The organism is Streptomyces sp. NPDC051109 (assembly GCF_044455885.1).
Classification (GTDB): Bacteria; Actinomycetota; Actinomycetes; order Streptomycetales; family Streptomycetaceae; genus Streptomyces.
The window spans coordinates 257549-278013 of record NZ_JBITFF010000001.1 but is presented as its reverse complement, the minus strand read 5'-3'; the positions used below and the strand labels follow the sequence as shown (position 1 = coordinate 278013).

General features: G+C 74.5%; 17 protein-coding genes. 7 read left to right on the top strand and 10 right to left on the bottom strand.

What is annotated here, in order from left to right:
- Nucleotides 1–2 precede the first annotated feature (2 nt).
- On the top strand, nt 3–1388 hold the full coding sequence (locus ACIBAD_RS01180; RefSeq protein WP_398903525.1) for a GH1 family beta-glucosidase: 1386 nt from the start codon (nt 3–5) through the stop codon (nt 1386–1388).
- A 156-nt stretch (nt 1389–1544) separates the two neighbouring features.
- Entirely contained in the window at nt 1545–2462 is a 918-nt protein-coding gene (locus tag ACIBAD_RS01175; RefSeq protein ID WP_208329051.1) for an NADP-dependent oxidoreductase, read from the top strand.
- A 71-nt stretch (nt 2463–2533) separates the two neighbouring features.
- Here ACIBAD_RS01175 and ACIBAD_RS01170 read toward each other — a convergent pair whose 3' ends face one another.
- From ACIBAD_RS01170 to ACIBAD_RS01155, 4 genes are all read right to left on the bottom strand, one after another.
- Nucleotides 2534–4690 (bottom strand): discoidin domain-containing protein, encoded by a 2157-nt coding sequence (locus ACIBAD_RS01170; RefSeq protein ID WP_134068089.1) that lies wholly within the window; start codon nt 4688–4690, stop codon nt 2534–2536.
- A 323-nt stretch (nt 4691–5013) separates the two neighbouring features.
- Nucleotides 5014–7941 carry a poly(A) polymerase gene (locus ACIBAD_RS01165; protein ID WP_398903523.1) on the bottom strand — a complete coding sequence of 976 codons (2928 nt, stop codon included), beginning with the start codon at nt 7939–7941 and terminating at the stop codon, nt 5014–5016.
- The gene (locus tag ACIBAD_RS01160; protein ID WP_398903520.1) at nt 7941–9800 is read right to left on the bottom strand and encodes an RNA ligase family protein; all 1860 of its coding nucleotides are present in this window, start codon (nt 9798–9800) and stop codon (nt 7941–7943) included. The genes ACIBAD_RS01165 and ACIBAD_RS01160 overlap by 1 nt, the downstream gene beginning before the upstream one ends.
- 116 nt (nt 9801–9916) lie before the next feature.
- The gene (locus tag ACIBAD_RS01155) at nt 9917–10570 is read right to left on the bottom strand and encodes a TIGR03086 family metal-binding protein (protein WP_134068086.1); all 654 of its coding nucleotides are present in this window, start codon (nt 10568–10570) and stop codon (nt 9917–9919) included.
- A gap of 107 nt (nt 10571–10677) precedes the next feature.
- Between ACIBAD_RS01155 and ACIBAD_RS01150 the strand changes: the two genes are divergently transcribed.
- Nucleotides 10678–11664, top strand: a complete 987-nt coding sequence (locus ACIBAD_RS01150; protein ID WP_134068085.1) for a WYL domain-containing protein — start codon at nt 10678–10680, stop codon at nt 11662–11664.
- On the opposite strand, the gene ACIBAD_RS01145 is transcribed toward ACIBAD_RS01150, so the two are convergent.
- From ACIBAD_RS01145 to ACIBAD_RS01130, 4 genes are all read right to left on the bottom strand, one after another.
- Nucleotides 11658–12308 (bottom strand): NAD(P)-dependent oxidoreductase, encoded by a 651-nt coding sequence (locus ACIBAD_RS01145; protein WP_398903518.1) that lies wholly within the window; start codon nt 12306–12308, stop codon nt 11658–11660. The genes ACIBAD_RS01150 and ACIBAD_RS01145 overlap by 7 nt on opposite strands.
- 207 nt (nt 12309–12515) lie before the next feature.
- Nucleotides 12516–12977, bottom strand: a complete 462-nt coding sequence (locus tag ACIBAD_RS01140) for a hypothetical protein (RefSeq protein WP_398903515.1) — start codon at nt 12975–12977, stop codon at nt 12516–12518.
- Nucleotides 12978–13010: 33 nt separating this feature from the next.
- Nucleotides 13011–14261 carry a hypothetical protein gene (locus ACIBAD_RS01135; RefSeq protein ID WP_398903513.1) on the bottom strand — a complete coding sequence of 417 codons (1251 nt, stop codon included), beginning with the start codon at nt 14259–14261 and terminating at the stop codon, nt 13011–13013.
- On the bottom strand, nt 14258–14404 hold the full coding sequence (locus ACIBAD_RS01130) for a hypothetical protein (protein ID WP_398903511.1): 147 nt from the start codon (nt 14402–14404) through the stop codon (nt 14258–14260). Before ACIBAD_RS01130 ends, ACIBAD_RS01135 begins: the two co-directional genes overlap by 4 nt.
- Nucleotides 14405–14714: 310 nt before the next feature.
- Here ACIBAD_RS01130 and ACIBAD_RS01125 point away from each other — a divergent pair, with 310 nt between their 5' ends.
- From ACIBAD_RS01125 to ACIBAD_RS01110, 4 genes are all read left to right on the top strand, one after another.
- Nucleotides 14715–15728: an NUDIX hydrolase gene (locus tag ACIBAD_RS01125; protein WP_134068081.1), complete on the top strand. Its 1014-nt coding sequence runs from the start codon at nt 14715–14717 to the stop codon at nt 15726–15728.
- Between the two features lie 110 nt (nt 15729–15838).
- A complete protein-coding gene (locus ACIBAD_RS01120) occupies nt 15839–16507 on the top strand; it encodes a GNAT family N-acetyltransferase (RefSeq protein ID WP_134068080.1) in 669 nt (222 codons plus the stop codon).
- 90 nt (nt 16508–16597) lie between these two features.
- The gene (locus ACIBAD_RS01115; RefSeq protein WP_134068079.1) at nt 16598–17092 is read left to right on the top strand and encodes a hypothetical protein; all 495 of its coding nucleotides are present in this window, start codon (nt 16598–16600) and stop codon (nt 17090–17092) included.
- 212 nt (nt 17093–17304) lie between these two features.
- Entirely contained in the window at nt 17305–18249 is a 945-nt protein-coding gene (locus tag ACIBAD_RS01110) for a class I SAM-dependent methyltransferase (protein WP_398903508.1), read from the top strand.
- A 52-nt stretch (nt 18250–18301) separates the two neighbouring features.
- Here ACIBAD_RS01110 and ACIBAD_RS01105 read toward each other — a convergent pair whose 3' ends face one another.
- The gene (locus ACIBAD_RS01105) at nt 18302–19801 is read right to left on the bottom strand and encodes a DEAD/DEAH box helicase (protein ID WP_398903506.1); all 1500 of its coding nucleotides are present in this window, start codon (nt 19799–19801) and stop codon (nt 18302–18304) included.
- A 65-nt stretch (nt 19802–19866) separates the two neighbouring features.
- Nucleotides 19867–20361: a MarR family transcriptional regulator gene (locus tag ACIBAD_RS01100; protein ID WP_134068076.1), complete on the bottom strand. Its 495-nt coding sequence runs from the start codon at nt 20359–20361 to the stop codon at nt 19867–19869.
- Nucleotides 20362–20465 lie beyond the last annotated feature (104 nt).

Genomic DNA, 20465 nt, shown 5'->3' with positions numbered 1-20465 from the left:
GAATGACCCTTTCCGGAACCCGTTCCGACACCAGCGAAGAACTCGGCTCCATCGACCTCGCCGCCCTGCCGCGCGAGTTCGCCTGGGGCACCGCGACCTCCGCCTACCAGATCGAGGGCGCCGTGGCCGAGGACGGCCGTGCCCCCTCCATCTGGGACACCTTCTCCCACACCCCGGGCGCCGTGGACGGCGGCCACACCGGTGACACCGCCTGCGACCACTACCACCGCTGGCGCGAGGACATCGCCCTGATGCGGGAGCTCGGCACCAACGCCTACCGGATGTCCATCGCCTGGCCGCGCGCGGTCCCCGGCGGCGACGGCCCGGCCAACCCCAAGGGCCTCGCCTTCTACGACCGGCTCGTCGACGGGCTGCTCGCCGCCGGGATCACGCCCTCCGTCACCCTCTACCACTGGGACCTGCCCCAGGCCCTCCAGGACCGGGGCGGCTGGCCGGAGCGGTCCACCGCCGAGCACTTCGCCGCGTACGCCGGGCTCGTCGCCGCCCGCCTCGGCGACCGGGTCACCCAGTGGGCCACCCTGAACGAGCCCCTGTGCTCGGCGTGGATCGGCCACCTGGAGGGGAGGATGGCCCCCGGCTGGACCGACCTGACCGCCGCCGTCCGCGCCTCGTACCACCTGCTGCTCGGCCACGGGCTCGCCACCCAGGCCGTGCGCGCCGCCGCCCCCGACGCGCAGATCGGCATCGTCAACAACCTCTCCACGATCGAGCCCGCCACCGACTCCGAGGCCGACCGGGCCGCGGCCCTGCGCATGGACGGCCACGTCAACCGCTGGTGGCTCGACCCGGTCCACGGCCGCGGCTTCCCCGCCGACATGCGCGAGGTCTACGCCGTCGACCTCCCCGAACGCCCCGGCGACCTCGCCGCCATCGCGACCCCGCTCGACTGGACCGGCCTGAACTACTACTTCCCGCAGACGGTCGCCGCCGACCCGGCCGGCCCCGCCCCGTACGCCCGCCAGATCGACCGGCCCGGCGTCGCGCGCACCGGCATGGACTGGGAGGTCGACGCGAACGGCCTGGAGGCCCTCCTCGTGCGGCTGACCGAGGAGTACGGGGCCCGGCGCATCCACGTCACCGAGAACGGCTCCTCGTACCACGACACGGTCGCCGCCGACGGCAGCGTCCACGACCCCGAGCGCGCCCGGTACCTCACCGGGCACCTGGCCGCCTGCGCCCGCGCCGCCCGCCGCGGCGCACCGCTGGCCGGCTACTACGCCTGGTCCCTCCTGGACAACTTCGAGTGGGCCTACGGCTACGACAAGCGCTTCGGCCTGGTCCGCGTCGACTACGACAGCCAGCGGCGCACGATCAAGACCAGCGGACGCCGCTACGCCGAGGTGATCGCCGCGCACCGGGCCCTGTGAGACAGCGCCTCCCGGCGCCTGCCCGCGCCGCGCCGCGCCGTGCCCGCCCCGCTTCTCGGGGCGGGCACGGCGTTTCGTGGTGGGATGGGAGACGGTGCTTCCACCAGCTCACGGCTCATGGCACACGGAGAGGTCGGGTAGATGTCCCAGGACACCATGCGGGCGATGGCGTACGAGACGTACGGCGGGACGGAGGTGCTGACCGAGACCGAGCTGCCGATGCCCAAGCTGGCCCCCGGCGAGATCCTCGTCCGGGTCAAATGCGCCTCGGTCAACCCCGTCGACTGGAAGATCATGGCGGGGGGCCTCGACCCCCTGATGGACGTCATGTTCCCGGTCGTCCCGGGCTGGGACGTCGCGGGGACGGTCGAGCGGGTCGGCATCGACGTGCCGGAGTTCGCCGTCGGCGACGAGGTCATGGCGTACGCCCGCAAGGACTACGTGCACGGCGGGACCTTCGCCGAGTACGTCAGCGTGCCGGTGCGGGCCGCGGCCGCCAAGCCCGCGTCGCTGTCCTGGCAGGAGGCGGCCGGCCTGCCGCTGGCCGGGCTCACCGCGTACCAGCTGCTCACCCGGCTCGCGACCGGCAAGGACGACACCGTCCTCATCCACGGGGCCGCGGGCGGAGTCGGGTCCTTCGGCGTGCAGATCGCCCGCGCGCTGGGCGCCCGGGTCATCGGCACCGCCTCCCCGCGCAATCACGACCGGCTGCGCGAACTCGGCTGCGAGCCCGTGCAGTACGGGGAGGGCCTGGTCGACCGGGTGCGCGCGCTCGCCCCCGACGGAGTCACCGTCGCCGCGGACTTCGTCGGCGGCGTCCTCGACGTCACCCAGGCAGTCCTCGCCAAGGGCGGCCGGCACGCCTCCATCGCCGACCACACCGTGCTCGGCGCGGGAGGCCAGTGGATGTGGGTCCGGCCGGACGCCGAAGGCCTGGCCGAACTGGCCCGGCTCGCCGAGGGCGGGCAGCTCAAGGTCACCATCGCCGAGACGTTCCCGCTCTCGCAGCTCGCGGAGGCCTTCGAACTCAGCCAGACGGGACGCGCCGCCGGAAAGATCGTCCTGGAGGTCTGACGCCCCGCGCGGACGCGCGGACGCGCGGGGCGGCCCCCCGGCCGCCCCGCGCCTCGCCGGCCTTGCGCGGGTCAGGGGAAGGAGACGACCGTGGAGGGGGTCGTCGACGTTCCCGAGGTGGGTGCGCCGGTGGTGTTGATGACGTGCTCGTACTGCCCCTGGCCGCCGAGCGAGACGACGAGCAGGTCGTGGAACTTCACGCCCGGCCTCACCGGCGCCTGGAACCCGTGGTCCTGACGGATCGTCGGGTCCACGTTGTAGTAGCAGTAGCTGCCCAGGCCCCAGCCCTCGTGGACGGTCACCGAGTCGGCCACCTTGTACGCGGCGTAGCCCTTGGTCGCGCCGTTCTGGACCGCCGCCTGGTTCGGGGCGTCGTACGCCTTCTCGTTCTGGAAGAAGACCGTGCGGCCGCGCTCGCCGTTCCACTGCACGTCGTACTTGTTGAAGTGCTCGACGAACAGCCCGGTGGCCAGTACGTCGTCACCGTTCACGCGGAACCCGTAGTCGGCGCGGTTGGTCTCCCAGCCCACCCCGTCTCCGTGGTCGGCGCGCCAGATCCAGGTGTGGTCGACGATCGTGTCATGGTTGTTGATCACCATCCCGACGGTGGCCTTGCCGGGGCCGGCGCCGCCGACCCGGATGAACACGTCCTGCACGGTCGTCGGGTTGCCGCCGTGGTCCGTCGTCGTGCCGGCCGGGCCGACCTCCAGCAGGCTGGGCGAGTTGACCGGACCGGCGTCGATCAGGAAGCCGGCGAGCCGCACCCCGTCCACGTCGGCGACCTTCATGGCCGTCACCCCGTTGTCCGGGACGATCGTGGCCAGGCCGAGACCCAGGACGACCGTGTCCGCGCGGTTCACCTGGAGGGTCCGGTCGACGTGGTAGACGCCCGGAGTGAAGAGCAGGTGCAGGCCCTGGGCCAGCGCCTGGTTCATCGTCGCGGCGGTCGTGCCCGGCTTGACCAGGTAGAACCGGCTCAGCGGGAGCGAGGTGCCCTGCGGCGCCCCGTTGCCCCACGAGGTCCCGCGCGCGTTCTCGCGCTTGGCCGGGACGAAGACCTTGTACTCGGTCCCGTCGAGGTAGAGGAAAGGCTTCTCCCGCGAGACGGGGGTGGTGTCGAGCGTGGTGTACGGCGGGTTCGGGAAGGACTGGGCGGGTGCGCCCTGGACCCCGGAGAAGACCTGGTTCCAGACGCCGTTGCCCCAGCCGCCGATCGCGCTGTCGCGCGTGTACCACTGCTGCTGCGAGTAGTTGCCCACCTGGCCGTCGATCTTCGAGTCGGCGATGTAGCCGCCGGAGGCCCAGCCGAAGCCGTCGGGGGCGAGGTTGAGTCCGCCCTTGACGTGCATACGGCGGAACGGCGCGGCCTGGGACACGGCCCAGCGGTCGGTGCCGTTCACGGGGTTGAGCGCCAGGTTCTCGGCCGAACGCCAGAAGTTCTGGGTGGCGTTGCCGCCGAACCAGCCCGCGTCGACGGTCACGTCGCCGTTGAGGGTGGTGTCGTCGGGGCTGAGGCCAAGACCCGAGACGGAGGTGTAGAAGCCGATCTGGGCGTTGAGGCCGTTGTACGTGCCCGGCTTGAAGAGGAACTGGTAGCGGCCGGCCCCGAACTGGGCCGACTCCTGCTGCCGGAACACCTCGTCCAGCCTGGCCTGGATGTTCGGGGTCGACGGGTCGAAGACGATCACGTTGGGGCCGAGGTCGCCACCGCCGGGGAGGGTGGGGCCGCCGCCTGAGGTGCCGAAGACCTGGAACTCGTAGAGGGAGTAGCCCCACTGGGTGGCGCGCTGGGTGCCGTACACGCGGACGTAGCGGGCGGTGCCGGTGATGTCGTGGGTGGCGACCCCGCCGGTGGCTGCGGCCGTGGAGTAGGCGGTGCTCCAATGGCTGCCGTCGTCGGACAGCTCGATGCGGTAGGCCTTCGCGTACGCGGCCTCCCAGCGCAGGACGACCTGGCTCAGCTGGGCAGGGGCGCCGAGGTCGACCTGGATCCACTGCGGATCGGCGAACTGGCTCGACCAGCGGGTGGCGTTGTCGCCGTCGACGGCGGCGGGGGCGGGCGTGCCGGCGTTCTCCTGGCTGGAGGCGGTGGCGGGCCTGCCTTGGGAGAGGAGGGCGGGCGCGGCCTGGGCGGTGGATTGCGGGAGGAGCACGAGGAGTGCCGCGATGAGCGCGGTGACGAGGGCCGCGGCCGTCAGCCGCGGCGGATGGTCCGAGAGGCGGGGCATGGGGGGCTCTCCTGACGTCGTGGATCCGGGGGGATCGAAGCGTGAGTGAAGCGCTCGCCATGGAGGCCGTCAAGGGTTTGAGCGTTCATGAAGTGAACGCCTGAGAAGGTGTCAATTGCGTTTGGCGGCTGTGAACTCGGAGTTTCTTCAGCCCTTGTGAAAAGTGTTGACGAAAAAAAGGGGCAGGGCTCTACTGAGACTCCTGGCCGCTCTGTCCCGCCACACCCGCTGGGCGGGACAGAGCCTGGCCGTCTTCGGGGAATGGCCCTGAGCGGAGGGCGAGGGCCGGTGTGCGTTCGCTACTTGGCGCCCCGAGGGGGCGGTCACCCGAGGGAGGGGACCGCTCCGCCCTCCGCCCAGGTGACTTCGACGCCGGGGAGGTCGGCGGACCAGCGGCCCGCGAGCGCGGCGAGCCCCGCCGCGTCGGGCGGGGCCGCGCCGAGCCCGATCGCGTACCGGGCCGAGTCGGGGCAGAGCGAGAACGGACGCGGCCAGGCGTGCGCGTCCCGGACACCGGCCTCCGCGAGGGCGCCGAGCAGCGCGCGCATCCGGCCCCGGACCCGGCCCACACGCTCCTCGAACTCCCGGGGTTCGCCGGCCCGTACGGTCACCACGGCCCATGCCGCGTGGCGGCGGTGCATCGGCGGGGCGGCGAGGGCGAGGTCGGGGGCGAGGGCCCCGGCGTCGCCCTCCGTCTCCAGGAGCTCCCAGGTGCGGTAGAGCTCCCGAACCAGCAGATCGCGCAGGCCCGGGCCGACCTGGGCCGTGCAGCTGCGGACCGGCGCGGAGGGGGTGAGGACCGTGACGGGGTCGGCGTCGGGGATGGCGTCGGGGTCGGGAGCTCGGGTCGGGTCCGGAGCCCGGCGCGGATCCTGGGCCCGGGGTGTCAGGGCGATCGGGTCGCGCCAGTCCCAGGCGGCCCAGGTCCCGAAGAACTCCCGGAGCAGGGCCGCGGGGGACAGGTCGGCGGCCTCCCGGACCGTACGAGCCGCCAGCACCGCCCAGGCCAGCCCCGGCAGCCCGCCGAACGGCGCCGAGTCCAGGCCCCGGGCGCGGGCCCACGCCTTGACCTCCCGGGCCAGCCGGACGAACTCCGCCTGCCGCGCGTCGCCTACGAAGTCCCGTACCGCATCGGCGTCGCTGACAGCGCTGAGCGCGATCGCGGCCGCCTCGCCGAACTCCGCCCGCGACTCCACCGCCTGTGCCGGGTCCACCGCGCCCGTGGCGACGACCACCAGGTCCACATCCCGACCGGCCGCGCGCAGGCGCAGCCCCGGGACCCGCGCCCCGACGACCTCCCGCAGCCGCTCGGCCTCCGGAAGCGCCGCCTCGACCCGCCTGCGCACCTCCGCGATCCCGGCCGCGCCCGGCAGGGCTGCGACCAGGTCCAGGTCCGCCCCCGGCAGGGCACAGCCCATGCGGCGGGACCCGGCGAGGTGCACCGCGCCGTCGCCCAGCGCCCGGGCGATCCGGGCGGTGACGGCCGCCGCCTCGGCCTCATGGGCCGACGGTGCCTCCGGTGCGGATACCGGTTCCGGTACCCACCGCCACGTACCCGTGCCGAGTTCCACCGTCGCCCGTACCCGCATCGGCCCGTCGCCGCGCCGGGACAGCACCGCGAGCTCCCCCACCCGGGCCGAAGTCCCGGCCCCGGTCCCGGATCCGCCGAGCCGCGCGGCGAACTCCGCCGACGCCCGCTGCGGATCCCTGCTGCGGCCGAGCGTCAGGTGCGGGGTGAAGCCCTCGCGCCCCCGGCACCCGGGGAACCGCTCGGCGAGCCCCCGCCGCAGCTGCTGCCACGGCTGGTCGCCGGCCGCCGCGGGGTCCAGCCACAGCGTGGCGTCCTCCCGGTGCCCGAAGCTGTGCACCCCGGCCAGCCGGGCCGTGAACGGCGCCGCCCGGGCGGCCGCTTCCGCCAGCAGCGGCAGGGCCGCCTCGAACGAGGACTCCGGTACGAACCCGAACAGCAGGTTCACGTGCGCCGGCCAGCGGCGGACCGCCGGGTCGTGCGCCCGGCGCAGCTCCTCGACCGCCGGATCGTGCGGCGGCAGCCAGGCCACCGCCGTCCGCGCGGTCGCCCGTACGCCGAGGACCGCGTGCCCGTCGCCCCGCTCTCCGAACTCCACGACCGCCTCCACCCCGAAGTGGTCGGAGACGAACAGCCCGTCCGGGCCGGGGGTGTCGCCCCGCAGGGCAGCCTCCCGCACCCGTGCCGCCGCCGAGCGCAGCAGGACCCGGTCCAACCGGCCGGGCCGCCCCGACAGCGAACCCACCGCGGCCAGCGGATTGGCCACCGGATCGAAGGTCGGCGTGGTGTCCCGCGCCCCGTGCACCTCGGTCCAGGCGTCCCGCATGCCCAGCGCCGCCGCCGGCCCCCGGGGTCCTGAGCGTCCGTCGTTGAAGTCGCCGAGCAGCGCGGCGTCCGCCTCGATGCCGCTCAACCCCTCGGCGATCCGGGCCAGTTCGGCGCTTCGCCGATCGGCGCCGTTCTCCGTGTGATCGCTCGTCAGATGAACGGAGGCGACGACGAGGGGGCCGCTCGCGGTGTCCACCGTCACCGCCGCGACCGCCTTGTGCGGCCCCAGCAGGTGCAGCCCCGCCTCCCGCACGGGCAGCCGGCTCAGCACCAGCAGCCCGCTCGCGGCGACGTCCTTGCCGCGCGGATCGGTGCCCACCGTGTAGGCGGCGCGCACCCACGGCTGTGCCAGCACCATGTCGAGCAGCGCCGGTTCCACCTCCTGGAGGGCGATCACATCGGCATCGGCGGCCGCCAGGTCGGCCAGCAGCATCGGCCTGCGCCGCGCGGTGTCGATGCGCGGGGCGTCGTACCGGTCCCACAGGGTGTTCCAGGTCAGCAGCCTTACACGCCCCGGCCCCGGCCCGGGGGCCGGTGTCACGGGCCCGGTACCTGCCGGCTCCTGCGCCGGGCGCCAGGCGCCGCCGCCCGCCGGATCCCATGTGTACGGGGTCCGGGCGGTGAAGAACGGGGCCCGCAGCAGCCGCGGTTCGCGGATCCGGCCGGCCTCGGTGGAGTCGATCCGGTCCACACCGCTCGCCCGGTCCCACACGAGCTCGCCGTCCGCCTCCACGAACAGCACCCGGTGCCAGGGGATGTCGCCGCCCGGTACGAAGGACGGCAGTGGCACCCGTTTCGGCGGCGCCCCGCGCTGGTGCAGCCCGAACACGAAGCGCGCGGGGTCGAAGCGGGGGTCCCAGCGGACCTGGTGGTAGAGCTCCTCACTGGTACGCATCAGCCGTCCTCGCCCACTGCCACTGCCACTGCCGCGGCCGCCGGCACCGAAGCCCGGGCCGGCGCCGTCCCGGCCGCGGTCCCGATCGTCCCCGCCGTGTCCTCCACCGTCCCGCCCGCCCCGATGTACCGGAGGCGGTGCGCGGCCCCGTGGCCCGGATACGGCGGGCTGAACCGGTGCAGCTGGGCGCTCAGCACCTGTGCCGGTACGGGATGGGGCCGAACGGCATTGCGCCGCACCAGCTCCGCCTCCTCGACCAGCAGCACGGCCTGGGTGACCAGCGCGTCCCGGCGCCGCGCGACCGCACCGGCCAGGCCCCGCTGCTGCTCGGTGAGGGAGGTGGCGTCCCACACCACCGTGGACCCGGCTCCCGCCGCCGCGGCCAGCGCGGCGTCCAGCCGGTCCAGGCCCTCGCGCAGCACGTCCGCGTTGGAGCGCTGGTCGGCCCGGGAGCCCCGGGCGGTGCGCAGATCGTCCAGACTGATGTACGCGGCCACGCCCGGCAGGCTCCGGGCGTACGTGCTCTTCCCGCTGCCCGAGGGCCCGCAGAGCTGCACCAGCCGCGGGAACCGGCCGTCCCGCCACCGCCAGGTCGCGGCCACCGCCTCCTCGGCGGTGGAGATCCCGCCCCGCCCGAACGCCTCCCGGGCCTCCGCCCAGCAGCGGTCCGCCGCGTCCGTGCCGAGACCCCCGAGGGCCTCCCGCAGTCCCGCGCGCAGCGGGCCCAGCGGATCGGGGCCGAGCAGCCCCGCCTCCTCGGCGCAGAGGGCGGACCACTCGACGCACTCCCGCGCCTGCGCCGCATCCCCCGCGGCCGCCCCCGCGAGCGCGTGCAGCACCCCGAGATCGGTGGCGACGGCCATCCGGACCAGCCCGGCCCGCCGCCCCTCGTCCGGGAACGGCCGCTGCAGGTACGGGTAGAGCCCGACCAGGTCGGCGACCTGCCGGGCGAGCGGCATCCCGACCGGGCCCGCGGCCAGCCGCGCCGCGATCCGGGCCCGCGGCGCGCGGTGCAGTACGGCGGCCAGTACCCCGGCCAACCGGGCCCCGCCGGTGCGGCCCGAAGCGTCGAGCCGGCCCGCCACCTCGGCGACGACCGGCCCGACCGCCGAGAGGTCCGGCTCGTTCCCCGCGACGACCGGCCCTGCTCCGCCGCCCTCGGGCACGGAATCCAGGCCGAGGGCGGCCGCCAGCTGCGCCGCGTCGGGTTCGGAGCCCGAGCGCACCGCCCACAGCGGGGCCTGCGGACCGAGTCCGTTGGGCACCACCTGCGCGTACATCCAGTGCGTGTCCGTTTGCACGTGGCCGCCCCGCACCCACTTGGCGACGGAGCGCCCGAAGTCGGCCCGCGCGAACCCGGCCACCGTCCGCACGACGTACCCCTCCTGCCGCGTGGTGTCGAGCCGCAGCTTGCGCAGCGCGCGTTCGTCGAAGACGCCCCGCCAGAGCACGCGCGGGGTGGGGACCCCGAGGCCGTGCAGGAAGCCCACGGTCCGGTCCCAGTCCAGGCAGTGCTCGCCGTCCCACACCGAGAACCCGTAGAACCAGCCGTCGAGGTCCTCGTACGGGAGCGAGTGGCGGGCGTACAGGTTCTCCCCGCACACCCGCCACCCCGCCGGTATGCCGGCGCCGATCCGGCTCTGGAGGCCCTTGACCGAGGCCCGCGAGGGGTGGTGGCCCGAATCCAGCGACCGCGCGTGGAGGCCGTCCGCGTACAGGGTGGTGTTCTCCCCGTCGAGCTTCTCGGTGACCACGACCTCGCGCCCGGCCAGCCCCGCGAGCCCGCAGGCGCGCACGTCGTCCGCCGCCGCCCCGGGGGACCAGGGCAGGTGCGGGGTACGGGGGTAGTGCGTGCGCATGGCCGGCTCCAGCTCGACGAGGGGTTCGTCGTCACTCTAGGTATCCGGAGCCGGGGCATCCAATCATTAACGCGGCCCTCGGCCTCGGCCCTTCGGGGCCGCGGGGCCCCGGAACCTCAGGGCCGGCGCCCGGCCCAGGCCACCAGCCGGTCGATGGCCGGGGCTTCGGGGTCCACGGTCACGACCTCGGCGAACGGGATCCGTCCGCCACGGGTTTCGGCGGGCAGCGCGCGGCGTACGACGCCGATCACCCGCTCGATCAGGGCCTGGTCCCAGTCCGGGTGCTGGCCGGTCGCCCGGGCCAGGTCCCAGGTGTGCACGGTGAGTTCGTGGGTGTACACGGCCGCGGCGGCCGCGCCCGGCAGGACACCCATCGGAAGGCGCAGCTGCCGGCCGAGGATGTCCGGGTCCGCCCACACCTCCGCGACCTCGCGGGCGCCCGGCTCCCAGGCCGCCGCCCATCCGCCGTCGGCGATCTCGTCGGCGAAGGAGGGGACGCTGAACGGGTCTTCGCCCCGCCCGATCACCGAGATCCTGCGGACGACGGCGACGAGGTGGCTGGACAGCCGCCGGACGTCGAACTCGTCGCAGGGCGTCGCGGCGTCGTACTGCTCGGGCCGGACGGCGGCGAGGGTCCGGCCCGCCAGTTCGACGGCCGCGGCGAGGTCGAGCCGCGGGTCGATGGAGGAGGTGACGACGGTGTCGGTAGCGGCGGCCGTCGCGTCGGAGTCGGCGGAGGGGGTCTCGATGAGCTGCTTGGTCTCGTTCATGTGCTCATCCTGTAATCCAAACTGGCCACCTTCTGGCCAGTTTCCCGAAGAGAATGAAACGGAACCGAAAAGACGGGAAAGACACCGACCCGCGAGGAAAGAGGCACATGAGAGCCGACCGCTTGGTGGCGACGCTGCTGTTCCTCCAAGAGCGCGGCCGCGTCACCGTCCCCGAAGTGGCCGCCGAACTGGAGGTGTCCGAGCGCACCGCGCGCCGCGATCTGGAGGCCTTGGCCGCGTCCGGCATCCCCGTCTACTCGCAGCGCGGCCGCGGCGGCGGCTGGTCCCTCGTCGGCGGGGCCCGTACCAACCTCACCGGCCTGACCACCGACGAGATCCGGGCGCTCTTCCTCGTCACCGGGCCCCTGACGGCCACCCCCGAACTGCGCACCACCCTGCGCAAGCTGGTCCGGGCCCTGCCGCCCACCCTGCGCGCCGAGGCCGAAGCCGCCACCCGCGCCGGAGTCGTCGACGCCACGGACTGGTCCCGCAACGCCGTCACGGCCGATGCCGCCCACCGCTCCGCGCTCCAGGGCGCCGTCGTCGACGGGATCCGAGTCCGCCTCGGGTACGCGGGCGTGGGCAAACCGGCCGGCGAGCGTACGGTCGACCCCCTCGGGCTCGTCACCAAGGCGGGGCTCGACTACCTGGTCGCCGGTACGGACAAGGGCCTGCGCACCTTCCGGCTCAGCCGGGTCACCTCCGTCGAGCCGACCGGCGAACCCGTGGTCCGGCCGCCCGACTTCGACCTCGCCACGGCCTGGCGGGCCCTGTCCGGGGCCTTCCAGGACGGCATGAACGCGGTGACCGCGCGGGCTCGCGTCCGCCCCGACAGGCTGGCCCTGCTGCAGCGGCTCCTCGGCGGCCGGGTGCGCGTCGGCGGCCCGCTGCCCGACGGCTGGACCGAGGTGTGGGTCGACGGCCCGGCCGCCGAGGCACTGGCCGGCCACCTGGCGGGGCTGGGTGCGGGGATCGAGGTCCTGGAGCCGCCCGGGGTACGGCGGCGGCTGGCCCGGCTCGGTGCCGAACTCACGGCGATGTACGCGGGGGACGACGCGGGGGAGGACGGGCCGGACGCACCGCCCGGTCAGTAGCCGATGGTGAACCGCTTGCCCGCGTGCGCGTCGCGCTCGATCTCGTCGACGAGGGCCACGGCGTAGTCCTCGACCGAGATGTGGCTGTCGCCGTCCTCGTCCACGACCAGGTCGTCGAGGGCCAGCCGGTACGTGCCCGTCCGCGTGCCCGGCGCGATCTGCGCGGCCGGGCTCAGACAGCTCCAGCTCACTTCCTCGACGGGCACGGTGTTCAGGAAGTCCAGGGCCTCCCCGTGGGCGTGCATGAGGGCGCGGACCGGCTCCGGGACGCCCGCCGCCTCCCAGACCAGCGGGCCGCCGGGGGTGCGCAGCGAGCCCGCCCCGCCCACGACGATCACCCGGGGGCGGGGGACGTCCGGGCCGAGGGTGCAGACGCCGCCGATCAGGGACTTGGCGGCGGCCACGAGGATGCCCGGGTCCCCGGAGCCGGGTCCTACGGCGCTGACGACCACGTCGCGGCCGTCGGCCACCTCGGCGACCGAATGCGGGTCGAGGACGTCGCCAGCCACCACCTCGGCTCCGGAATCCGCGAGCTTCGCGGGGTCGCGGACGACCGCGGTGACCTGGTGGCCGCGGTCGAGCGCTTCGTGCAGCACGCGGGCTCCGATGGTGCCGGTCGCGCCGAACAGGGCGATCTTCGCCATGGCGACTCCCTGGGGTGGTGACGGTACGGGCCTCAGGTCGGACCCGCGCCGCCCATCCAAGCGAACCGGTCCCCCGACACCGGGCAGCCGGGCCGAGTCCACACGGATGATCCGGACTGATCCGGAAGATGCGGCCCCAAGGAGTGCCGTCACAGCGGCGTCGGCCGCCCTGAGGGCGCCCGGCACGATTTCGCGGACACCCTCTGGCTAGTGGCACAGGGCGACGATGGCCGGGGAGACGGTGCCCTTGGCCGCCTCGCACAGGGGTGCCATGTCGTACGTGCGCGGCGGCTGCGGCGCGGGCCGGGGTTTCGGCTGTACGGGCCGGTGCTTGCGGGGCGCCGGCGCCGGGGCGGGGCGCACGGGCCGCGCCGGCCGGACCGGCGCGGGTTCGCGGGCCCGGGGATGTGCCCGCCGGCTCTCCTCTGCCGGCGCCGCGGCCGGCGCGGGAGACTCCGGCGCAGGCGCCGACGGGGTTTCCGACGCAGGCAGCCGCCCCAACGGCAGGGCCTCGACCGCCGCTGCCCGCCCGCCCGCGGTCCGGTCGGAGACCGGAGTCGTACGCGCCGCCTCCGCGGGCCGGTCCGGCCGTATGGTCACGCATCCGGTGGTCAGCGCCACCGCGGCGAGGATCAGGGCAAGGGGCTGGGCCGTCTGGCGCAACTGCATCCGCCCACCCTGCCGTACGACGGCCGCCGGAACCTACGCACCGTCACACACACGAGTGACGGCACGCCGGTCGGCCTCGAACGCGGCCCTGCGCGGCCAGTCGGAGCAGGTGCTCCAGCGGCCCCCGGCGCAGCGGACTGTCCGCCCAGAAGTGCTGCCAGGCCCGGGCCGCCGCCAGCGCCACGCCCGCGAAGGCCGCCAGCGCTCGCCCCAGGACGCGGCCCCGTGGGCCGGCCCGGCCAACACCGGCGCATGCAGGACGTACGCGCTGAGCGCCATCGCCCCGAGCGCGGCCGGCGGCCGCAGCAGCCGCGCTCCGGCCCGACCGCGCGCGGCGGGCGCGAAGAGCCCGATGAGCGCGCAGCCCACCCCCGCGTTGCCGATCGTCTCCGGCGGCGTCCGGCTGTACGGGTCCGCCACCAGCAGCCAGTCCCAGGAGGTGCTCGGCACGGCGCCGAACTGCCCCCGCAGCACCTCCCGTACGGGATCGGCCGCACCCAGGGCCTCCGGATGGCGGGCCGCGACCACGTCGAGCAGCCGCTCCCGGCCGCCGAGGACATGGGCGGCCACCCACGCGGCGCCGTAGCCCGCGGCGGCGGCGGCCGCGCCCCACAGCGCCATCCGCCGGGCGACCCGGCGTCCGCGCAGATCGCACAGCCGGCCGAGGGCCAGCCCGACCAGGACGTACGGGAAGTAGGTGGCCAGCGGATAGGCGCCCGTGAGCAGCAGTTCGCACAGCGTCCGGCCCGGCCCGTCCCAGCCGGTCGGGGAGGTGGGTTCGGGGACCGCGCCGCGCCCGGAGGCCTCGTACCCGAACACCGGGCCGAGCAGGAACGAGATCAGTGGACCCGCGACCACGGAGAACCCGGCGACGGCGGTCAGCACCGGGGTGGTCAGCCGGGTGAAGGGCTCGGCGGCGAGGAAGTAGACGGCGAAGAAGGCCAGGATGACGAGGATCCCGGGCCACAGTCCGGCCAGCAGCAGGCCCAGCCCGGCCAGGACCGCGCAGCGGATCAGCAGCGGGCGGTGGCGCCGCGCCCGGCCGGCCGGCTGCTGCGCGGGGGTGCGGCCGCGCTGGGCGAGGGCGAGCGAGAACCCGGCAAGGAGGGTGAACAGCGCCGGCGCCCGCCCGTCGGCCGCGAGAATCAGGTACGCGGCGGCCTCGGGCCGCGGGTCGGGGCCGACATGTACGGCGAACATCCCGAGGACGGCCACCCCGCGGACGGCGTCGGGCGGCAAGCCTGCTGTTGCCGCCGCCGCCGCCGCTGCCGCTGCCGCTGTCACGCGTCCCCGCATCCGCACGTGATGCCGTCTCGCGGCGCATTGCGGGTCTTCATCGTCTCCCGCTCGACCTCCCGGCCGCCCTGCACGAACACGTGGTCGACGGCGATGTCGAAGCTCGCGTGGAACCTCTCGCCCGGCGGCACTGGCGATCCGTTGAACAGCTGCGCCGCCCGCTCGACGGGCGCGGCCCTGTCGGCCGCAGCCGCGCCCGTGTCCGTAGGGGAAGCGCGTCGCCTACCGCTGCCTCTCCTCGGGGCCGGTGACGTGGTCGGACCGGCGGCTTTCACGCCAGTCCGCGAGGCGAACGTACCAACGAGGACGTAACCAGGTAATAAGGAGGTATAGGGGCGGTAAAGAGGTGGTCGGCCGCCGGAGTGGTGCAACCGGCGTAACTCCCGGGCCGTACGCCCTGTTGCACAGGCCGGGGGTCCATCCACGGTGAACGGAGTGCCGATGCCGCAGCTGACCGACGAGGCCTTGATCGAAAACCAGGGCGGCAGGCCGGGCACGTGGATGACCCCGCAGGAGTACGGGGCTTCCCGGGCTGCGCTCTGGACCGGCGCGGTCGTCCTGGTCACCGACACCGACGGCCGGGTCCTCGTCCAGAGCGTCGACTACCGACCGGACCGGCTGCTGCCCGGCGGCGCCGTGGACGCGGGCGAGTCCCCGTCCGCCGCCGCGGCCCGGGAGGTGCGGGAGGAACTCGGCGTCGACGGCCGCTACCCGCGAGGGCTCGCGGTGGACTGGATCCCGGCCGACACCCCCGGCATCCCGCCCGAGATGGGCTTCCCCGGGGAGATCCTGCACGTCTACGACGGCGGCACCTGGACCCCGGACCGGATCGACGGGATCCGCCTCCCGGCCCAGGAGATCACCGGCATCGACTTCGCCGAACCGGCCGACCTGGCCGCCCTGATGGACCCGGGCGACGCCCGCCGCGCCCTGTCGGCGCTGCGTGCCCGCATCAACGGCGGCGGTCCCGCCCTGCTGGAGGACGGCCGCCCCACCCTGCCGACGGCCCTGGACCGGCTCGGCGTCCTGCGGACCCGCCGGACCCCGCTCCACGGCACCTGGCACACCGGCCCGGTACCGGCGGGGGTGCCCGTACGGGAGCCCGAGGCCTGGCTGTTCGCCCCCGACGGGCGGGTCCTGCTCCTGATCTCCCGCGCCACGGGCGGCGCCCACCTCCCACCCCCGACGGAGGGCTCCACCCCGCTCGGCCACCGCCACGCCGACGGGGCGGCCCACCCCCGTCTGGTGGCCCGCCTCCCCTCCCCGCCCCCGGCCGAGGACCCGGCGTACGCGCGCCTGCTGGCCACTCCCGAGCAGGTTCGCGAACTCACCGACTGGGGCCCGGCCGGGCACGCCGAACTCGCCGCGGTCCACGAGGCCCGCACCGGTCTCTCCCTCCCGCGCCCGCCCCGCATCCCCCTCACCGAGCTCACCGAGGACGGCCTCGGCCGCTGATCGCGCCTGAGCCGGACCGCGGCCCCCGGTAGCGCGCGCAGCCCCCGCCGAACGGACGTACGGCGGGGGCTGCGATCATGATCGGCGACCACGGAACCGGGAGAGCAGCCATGAAACTCGGACAACACCGCGTCGCCGACACGCTTGCGGAGATCCTGGACGCGGCCGCCGCCGGGGAGTTCCCGCCGGCCGACGGCGGGACGACCGTGGTGCCCCAGCCGAGTCCCCGTGACGCGGGCGTCATCGCCTTCACCGCACACTCCGTCGTGTTCACCGACGAGGACCCTCAGTGGGTGCGCTCCACCCTCGCCGCCCTCGACTGCGACGCCTTGGCGGCCACCATGCACCCGCGGTTCCTCGCCGCCCTGCTGGACCGCACCCGCCGCACCACCGACACCGTCGACCTGCTCACCGTCGCCGGCCCACTGCCCGGCGACCCGCCGCTGGAGCTGCGGGAGGTCCACGACCCCGACCACCCGCGGGTGCGCCGGGCCCTGCGCCGCCGCGACGACGTACGGGTCTGGGCGGCCGACGGGGGAGTGCTCGTACTCGGCCGCGGCGTCGCGGGCCGCTGGGAGACGGCGATCGAGGTGGACGACGGCGCCCGCCACCGGGGCCTGGGCCGGGACTTGGCCCGCGCCGCCCGCCACCTCGTTCCCGACGGCGGTCCGGTCTGGTCCCAGCAGGCCGCGGGCAACGCCCGCAGCATCCGGGCCTTCCAGGCCGCCGGGTTCCGCCCGGTCGGCTCGGAGGCCCTGCTGCTGACGCCGCCGTCCTGAGGCTCCCGGTCCGAGGCACCCGGTCCGAGGCGCCCCGTCCGAGGCACCCCTGGGCACCGGGTGTTCAGCGGGGTCGTGTGGAATATGTGCATGGGGAGAAGCGAGAACCACATAGGGGTCGAAGCCACGGCCGTCGTGCCCGGGCACTGGCGTTACGGGCGCCACCTCGACGCCCTGGCCGCCGCGGCCGTCGGGGCGGGCGAGGCCGACGCGGTGGCCGCCGTGCTGCGCGATCGCGATCCGGTGATGGCCGAGAGCGCGGTGGTCACCCACCTCGACCGCCGCGCCGCCCAGCTGCTGACCGACCCGCGCTTCCCGGGCTGGGCCCGCGCCATGGGCAGCGTGATCGGCGCCCGCGCCTTCCCGGCCCGCCGGCTCCGCGAGTGGACCCTGCTCAAGGCGATCACCGATGGCGAGCCGTGGTCCGCGGCCGAGCTCACCGCGGCCTCCGACTGGTGCCAGCGCACCGCCGCACAGTCGCTGGGCTCGTACGAGGCCCTCGACGTGCTCGCCGCCACGGCCCGCACCCACCGCGTGCGCAGCGCCGCCGCCGCGAAGCTGCGCCGCCGGAACGCCACGGGCTGAGCCCGGCGCCGAGCCGCACGGGGAGCACCAAGGGAAGAAAAGGTCAATCGGGAGCAAGGTGGGAAAACGGAGCAAGGTGGGAAAACGGCGGGAGCGGTTTTGTGCGCTCCGTACAGGAGTCTCGTCACACGGCCGTTCGGGGGTTTAAGGTCTGCCTACCTGGCCGGGTATCAGCGTTGATTCCGATGCCGTTCCACTGGAGGCTGCTCTCCGTGTCGCACGTTTCCCAAGCTCCCGTCACCACCCCCGACGGTGAGCCGGCCCCGCCCGCACCGACCGCGTACGACCAGGTCAACGGTTGGTTCTCGGGCTATGACCAGGTGCTCTTCGACTGGTTCCTGACCCGCCGCAGCGGCGCGGAGGAGAAGCCGGGAGATCTTCTCGAACTCGGCGCGTTCATGGGGAAGAGCGCGATCTTCCTCGGGGGGTACCTGAGGGAGGGGGAGGAGTTCACCGTCTGCGACCTCTTCGACTCGCCCGCGCCGGACGACTCCAATCTCGCCGAGATGCAGGACTCGTACCCCACGCTGACCCGCCTCGGCTTCGAGACGAACTACCTGGCCTTCCGCGAGGCGCTCCCCACGATCATCCAGGCCCCGACCTTCGTCGTCGCCGACCGGGTGCGCCCGGCGAGCTGCCGGTTCATCCACATCGACGCCTCGCACCTCTACGAGCACGTCGTCCAGGACATCGCGTCCTCGCGCGTCGTGGCGGCCCCCGGCGCCGTCGTCGTCTTCGACGACTACCGCTCCGAGCACTGCCCGGGTGTGGCGGCCGCGGTCTGGGGCGCGGTGGCCACCGGCGAGCTGCACCTCATCTGCGTCTCGGCGTCGAAGCTGTACGCGACCTGGGACGACGCGGCGCCGTACCAGGCGGAGCTGCTCACCTGGCTGGAAGGCCGCAAGGACCTGTGGCACGGGGTGGACCTCGTGGCCGGCCAGTCGCTGGTCCGCATCGGCGACGAGGGGGCCGTCCCGCCGGCGCCGCCGCAGCCGCTGCGTCCGGCGCCCGAGCCGGTCGCGGAGGCCGTGCGGCAGGCGGCGCACCTGCCTGGACCCCGCCCGCGGGCGGGCACCGCCTGGCGCAGGCTGGCCAAGGACCTGCTCCCGCCGGTGGTCACCCGCGCGATCGTGTCCTGGCGGCGGCGCCGCCGCTGACGCACGGTGCCGGTCCCCTGCCGGGGGCCGGCACCGGCACGTCCGGAATGCGTCAGCCGCCCTTGCGGACCCGGGCCGCGCGGCGCGCCTCGGCGAGCTTGCGGGCCTCCGAGGTCTTGCGGGACTCCTTGCCCGCGCCCGGCCGGCCCGGACGCGTGCCGATCCCGCGGAAGCCGAGGTCCGAGCCCGAGGGCCGGCCCTTGGCGTCGGTCGGCTCGGCGCCCGCCAGCGGCACCCCGGACGGGGCCTTGGCCCCGGTGATCCGGCTCAGTGAGGCCTCGCCGGAGCGGACCTGGGTGGTGGTCGGCCGGATCTTGGCCTCGGCCATCAGCCGGACCATGTCCCGGCGCTGGTTCGGGGTGACCAGGGTGACGACCTTGCCGGACTCGCCCGCGCGGGCGGTGCGGCCGCCCCGGTGCAGGTAGTCCTTGTGGTCGGCCGGCGGGTCCACGTTCACGACGAGGTCGAGGTCGTCGATGTGGATGCCGCGCGCGGCGACGTTCGTCGCGACGAGGACCGTGACGGCCCCGGTCTTGAACTGCGCGAGCGTGCGCGTGCGCTGCGGCTGGGACTTGCCGCTGTGCAGCCCCTCCGCCCGTACGCCCATGGCCCGCAGGTGCTTCACGAACTGGTCCACGCCGTGCTTGGTGTCGAGGAACATCAGCACCCGGCCCTCGCGCGCCGCGATCTCGGTGGCGGCCGAGTACTTGTCGGCGGAGTGGATGTGCAGCACGTGGTGGTCCATCGTGCTCACCGAGGCCGCCGACGGGTCCACGGAGTGGGAGACGGGGTCCTTCAGGTAGCTGCGGACGAGCTGGTCCACATTGCGGTCCAGGGTGGCCGAGAACAGCATCCTCTGCCCGGCGTGGTGCACCTGGTCCAGGATCTCGGTGACCTGCGGCATGAAGCCCATGTCGCACATCTGGTCGGCCTCGTCGAGAACGGTGATCTTCACCCGCTCCAGGTGGACGTCGCGCCGCCCGACCAGGTCGCTGAGGCGTCCGGGGGTGGCCACGACCACCTCGGCGCCGGTGCGCAGCGCGCTCACCTGCCTGCCGATCGACAGCCCGCCGACCACCGTGGCCATCCGCAGCTCCAGGGCCTGGGCGTACGGAGTCAGCGCCTCGGTCACCTGCTGCGCCAGCTCGCGCGTCGGTACGAGGACCAGGGCCAGCGGGCGCTTCGGATCGGCCTTGCGGCCCGCCGTGCGCGCCAGCATCGCCAGGCCGAAGGCCAGGGTCTTGCCGGAGCCGGTCCGGCCGCGGCCGAGGATGTCCCGGCCGGCCAGGGAGTTGGGGAGCGTGGCCGCCTGGATGGGGAACGGCTGCGTCACTCCCAGCTCGGCCATCGTCGTCACCAGCTCACGGGGCAGGTCGAGCTCGGAGAAGGCCTCCACCGGCGGCAGCGCCGGCTCGACCGTCTTCGGCATCGCGAACTCGCCTTTCAGGGGGGCGGTACGGGGGGTCTTGCCGCCCGACTTCGCACCGCCCTTGGGACCTGCCTTGGCTCCGGCCTTGATGCCGAAGCGCCCGTGAACCGACGGGTTCTTCATGCAGAACCTTCCGTGAGACGTGAAAAGTCGAATTTTACCATCGGGTCCGCGGCCCCACGGGGGCGCTACGGCGCCGCGGGATCGAGCCGGCCGCTCCGCACCTCGGCGAGGTGGGCGGTCATCTCGACCGTCGCCCGCGCGAACCAGTCGGCGATGACGGCGATCTCGTCGGGGGAGTACTCGGCGAACACCGCGCCGAGCCGGGCGTAGAAGGGCTCGTACACGGCGAAGACGCGGGCGGTGGCCTCCGGGTCGGCCACGACGCGCACCCGGCGCCGGTCTGCGGGATCCGGCTGCCGGCGGGCGTATCCGGCCCGCTCCAGGCGGTTGAGCACCCCGGTCACGGCGCCGGTGGTCAGGTTCGTCAGCTCCGCGAGGTCGCCGGCGCCGAGCGGGTCCTCCCCGGCTCCCAGGATGTGGCCCAGGCAGGTCAGGTCGGTGACGTTCAGCCCGAGCAGCTGCGCGACTTCCTGCTGGCCGATGAGGCCCAGCGCGACGTACCGGTCCATGCGCGACAGCGCCTCCTGGGCCGTGGCCGCGGGGCGGGACTTGCCCTGCACGCGGATACTCCTTAGTGTCTAAGTAACTTAGCTCGTGAGATGCTTATCTTGTTCACTAAGGCATCTCGCCTTTCGAGCCTACTGCCGCCCGTCCGTCTGGGGAG

Bases quoted from the DNA above. Each gene is read 5' to 3' on its own strand.
- ACIBAD_RS01170 (WP_134068089.1), bottom strand. From the start codon at position 4,690: ATGCCCCGCCTCTCGGACCATCCGCCGCGGCTGACGGCCGCGGCCCTC.
- ACIBAD_RS01105 (WP_398903506.1), bottom strand. From the start codon at position 19,801: ATGAAGAACCCGTCGGTTCACGGGCGCTTCGGCATCAAGGCCGGAGCC.
- ACIBAD_RS01155 (WP_134068086.1), bottom strand. From the start codon at position 10,570: ATGAACGAGACCAAGCAGCTCATCGAGACCCCCTCCGCCGACTCCGAC.
- ACIBAD_RS01115 (WP_134068079.1), top strand. From the start codon at position 16,598: ATGGGGAGAAGCGAGAACCACATAGGGGTCGAAGCCACGGCCGTCGTG.
- ACIBAD_RS01160 (WP_398903520.1), bottom strand. From the start codon at position 9,800: ATGCGCACGCACTACCCCCGTACCCCGCACCTGCCCTGGTCCCCCGGG.
- ACIBAD_RS01180 (WP_398903525.1), top strand. From the start codon at position 3: ATGACCCTTTCCGGAACCCGTTCCGACACCAGCGAAGAACTCGGCTCC.
- ACIBAD_RS01165 (WP_398903523.1), bottom strand. From the start codon at position 7,941: ATGCGTACCAGTGAGGAGCTCTACCACCAGGTCCGCTGGGACCCCCGC.
- ACIBAD_RS01125 (WP_134068081.1), top strand. From the start codon at position 14,715: ATGCCGCAGCTGACCGACGAGGCCTTGATCGAAAACCAGGGCGGCAGG.
- ACIBAD_RS01140 (WP_398903515.1), bottom strand. From the start codon at position 12,977: ATGCAGTTGCGCCAGACGGCCCAGCCCCTTGCCCTGATCCTCGCCGCG.
- ACIBAD_RS01120 (WP_134068080.1), top strand. From the start codon at position 15,839: ATGAAACTCGGACAACACCGCGTCGCCGACACGCTTGCGGAGATCCTG.
- ACIBAD_RS01175 (WP_208329051.1), top strand. From the start codon at position 1,545: ATGCGGGCGATGGCGTACGAGACGTACGGCGGGACGGAGGTGCTGACC.
- ACIBAD_RS01145 (WP_398903518.1), bottom strand. From the start codon at position 12,308: ATGGCGAAGATCGCCCTGTTCGGCGCGACCGGCACCATCGGAGCCCGC.
- ACIBAD_RS01150 (WP_134068085.1), top strand. From the start codon at position 10,678: ATGAGAGCCGACCGCTTGGTGGCGACGCTGCTGTTCCTCCAAGAGCGC.